The 3,390-nt window shown below is 47.6% G+C and carries 2 protein-coding genes and 1 pseudogene; all 3 read left to right on the forward strand.

What is annotated here, in order from left to right; all coding sequences use genetic code 11:
• On the forward strand, positions 1–794 hold a 794-nt coding region (locus LUCIF_RS23395), incomplete at its 5' end, for a PTS transporter subunit EIIC (RefSeq protein WP_133306315.1).
• Positions 795–908: 114 nt separating this feature from the next.
• Positions 909–3,041 (forward strand): BglG family transcription antiterminator, encoded by a 2,133-nt coding sequence (locus LUCIF_RS23400; protein WP_122630012.1) that lies wholly within the window; start codon positions 909–911, stop codon positions 3,039–3,041.
• A gap of 2 nt (positions 3,042–3,043) precedes the next feature.
• Positions 3,044–3,390, forward strand: a pseudogene (locus tag LUCIF_RS23405) (hypothetical protein); the annotation flags it as partial.

Genomic DNA, 3,390 nt, shown 5'->3' on the forward strand with positions numbered 1-3,390 from the left:
ATCATGGCATATTAAGCCCGATCGGTGTGCAGCAAGCGAAAGAAGTCGGCAAGTCCATCTTCTTCCTGCTGGAACCGAACCCGGGTCCGGGCTTAGGCATTCTGTTAGCTTATTGGGTATTTTCCAAAGGAATGATCAAACAATCGGCGCCCGGCGCCATTATCATCCACTTCCTGGGTGGTATCCATGAAATTTACTTCCCCTATGTATTGATGAATCCGTTGTTGATTCTGGCGGTAATCGCAGGCGGCGCCAGCGGTGTCCTGACCTTTGTCACCTTCCATGCCGGTCTGGTGGCGACTCCGTCGCCGGGAAGCATTTTTGCCCTGATGGCCATGACGCCGAAAGGCGGTTATCTGGGTGTACTGGCGGGCGTGCTGGTATCTACGGTTGTTAGCTTCTTAGTTGCGTCCGTGTTTGTGAAACGGGCCAGCGCCAAAATGGACGATGAAGAACTGACGGATGCGCAGGAACGGGTCAAAGAACTCAAAGGAACTCCGGTAAAAGCAACGGTGAAGAAAAACGTCAGGAAAGTCGTATTTGCCTGTGACGCCGGCATGGGTTCGAGCGCCATGGGGGCGACTACCTTGCGGAACAAATTTAAAAAAGCCGGCCTGGACATCGAAGTAGTCAACTGCGCCATTGAAGACATTCCCGTCGATGCGGAAATTGTCATCACCCACGAAAGTCTTACCGAACGGGCCAGATCGATGGCGCCTAAGGCCGAGCATATTTCCATCAAAAATTTCGTCAACAGTCCGGAATATGATGCCCTGGTAAACCGGCTGTCCTAATAAAAAGGTAAATAAAGTAACAAACTGCAAAATGGGGTGCCGTTCACCCCATTTTGCCATCCATATGGGCAGGGAATAAACGGCGGAGACGTTTGACGTAAGCGGGGGGATGTTATGCAGGAAAAAATGAATGTTCGTGTTAAAAAAATCTTGCTTGCGATCTGCCGGGAGAATGACTATGTGACTCTTTCAACCATTGCTCAGGAGTTAGGAGTCAGCGCCAGAACCATCCTGCGGGAATTGGATGAAGTGGAAAGCTGGCTGGCCGCAAGAGGCTGCAGCCTGAGTAAAAAGACGGGTGCCGGCATTAAGGTCAGCGCAAACGCAGTTCAGCGGGAAGAAATGCTGGCTCTGTTAAGGGAAGAACAGGAAGAAATCATTTATTCGCCGCAGGAACGGCAAATGTTTATCATCAGTGAATTGCTGCAGAATCAGGAGCCCGTTAAACTTTACAATTTTGCTGCCATACTGAAGGTCACGGAAGGGACCATCAGCAATGATTTGGATAAAATTGAAAAGTGGTTTGCCGGCCATCAAATTACCCTGGTGCGTAAACCCGGACTGGGCGTTTATATTGAAGGCCGGGAAAGTAACATCAGGAAAGCGATGATCCGGTTTATTTACGAAAACATGGATGAAGAACAATTGTTACGCATGATCCGGAATTATATCAAAAACTCATCGTCCGACCCGAAAGACGGGATCGAAAATCGAAGCCGGAAACGGTTGTTGAATTTAATCGATAAAGAAGTGATCCGGCGGTTGGAAACCTCAATTCAGGCCGCCGAGCAGAAAATGGGCTATAAGCTGACCGATAATGCCTATGTGGGATTGATTGTTCATTTAGCCCTGGCGATTCAACGTATAAAAAAGAATGAGGAAATTACAATTGATAAAGAATTTCTGAACGAGTTGAAACGTCTGCCGGAATATACCGTTGCCGGCGATATGGCAGCGGTAATTGCGACCCAATTTGCCCTCCCGATTCCTGAAGATGAGATCGGTTATATCACCATGCATCTCAAAGGCTCCAGGAACCGTAGTGATACGTTTCAGTCAGCCGGCCAGCCGTTGGGAAATTTTGAACTGGTGAAACTGGCCAGGGAAATGATCAAAGTCGCAGAACAGACGACGGGCTATTCTTTAGCGGCCAATGAGAATTTATTAATTGGTCTGGTCAATCATTTGGGGCCGTCCATAAGCAGGCTAAAAATGAATTTGGATATTCGGAATCCGTTGTTGGATAAGATTAAAGCCTTTTATCCGGACTTGCTGGAAGTCAGCCGGACCTGTGCCGCCGTGGTAGAAAAGCAGTTGGGTGTTACCATGCCGGAATCGGAGATTGCCTATATTGCTATGCATTTGGGCGCGGCGATTGAAAACTGTGCGAAAATTGCCAAGCGGATTTACCGCTGTGCGATTGCCTGTGCCACGGGAATCGGCACGTCCCGGCTATTGGCGACCCGGATGGAAAAAGAATTTGACAATATTAAAATTGTCGATATCATTTCAACAATTTATATAGAAGAAAAATGGCTGGGGGAACAAAAAGTTGATTTCATTGTTTCCACGGTTGGCATTGAGAACTGCTCCCTACCGGTTGTTACGGTGAATCCGTTGTTATTTGAAGAAGACAAAATAAAAATAATTCAGCAGATGAAAATGACAAAAAAGCAAATTCCCGTTTCACCGGTTCGTAAAGAGAATCCAATGGCCTTGAAAGATAAATTAAATGCATTGAGCAGTTATAGCGAGGCCATTACCCGGATTCTGGACAATTTCTTTCTTAGGGAAGACCGGGATTCGCGAACCATGGAAGAAGTGATTGACAAAATCAGCAGGACTCTGGGTGAGGAAGCGAATCAGGCAAGGCTGGCCCAAGCCATTATGCGGCGGGAAGAAAAAGGCGGCACCTTTATTACCGGGCACGGAATGGTTTTATTGCATTGCCGGAGCGAGGCTGTAAAGACGATTCATTTTGGCGCCGTCAAGATTTTGAATTCCATCCGCGTAATCAACGGCAAAGGACAACCGGAAGACGTCAAGCTCGCTGTTATTATGCTGGCCCCGGAACACTGCGGCAAAATCGAAATGGAGACGCTCAGTCATTTGAGCCGGATGCTGATCGAACGGCCGGAGTTTTCCGGGTTATTAACAACCGGCAATTATGAAGAGGACTTCCGGGAAATCAGCCACATTATGGAAGAGTTATATAAAACCAAAAACCGTCAATTAATGGGGGATTAACAATGAGTAAGGAGAATTTTACGATGCAAATGCATTCAACCGGTGGTACCCAGGAAAAAATCCAGAGGTTTGGCCGGTTCTTAAGCGGCATGGTTATGCCGAATATCGGCGCTTTTATTGCTTGGGGATTGATTACGGCACTTTTTATTCCGACAGGCTGGGTACCCAACGCATACTTAAGTAAACTGGTAGGCCCGATGATTATTTATTTACTTCCTCTGTTGATCGGCTATACAGGCGGTAAACTGGTGGGAGGAACCCGGGGCGGTGTTCTGGGAGCGATTGCAACCATGGGTGTCGTCGTAGGCGTGAGTATTCCCATGTTTATGGGGGCCATGATTATGGGACC

It is taken from the genome of Allolucifera butyrica, assembly GCF_900476375.1.
GTDB lineage: Bacteria > Bacillota > Negativicutes > Sporomusales > UPPP01 > Lucifera > Lucifera butyrica.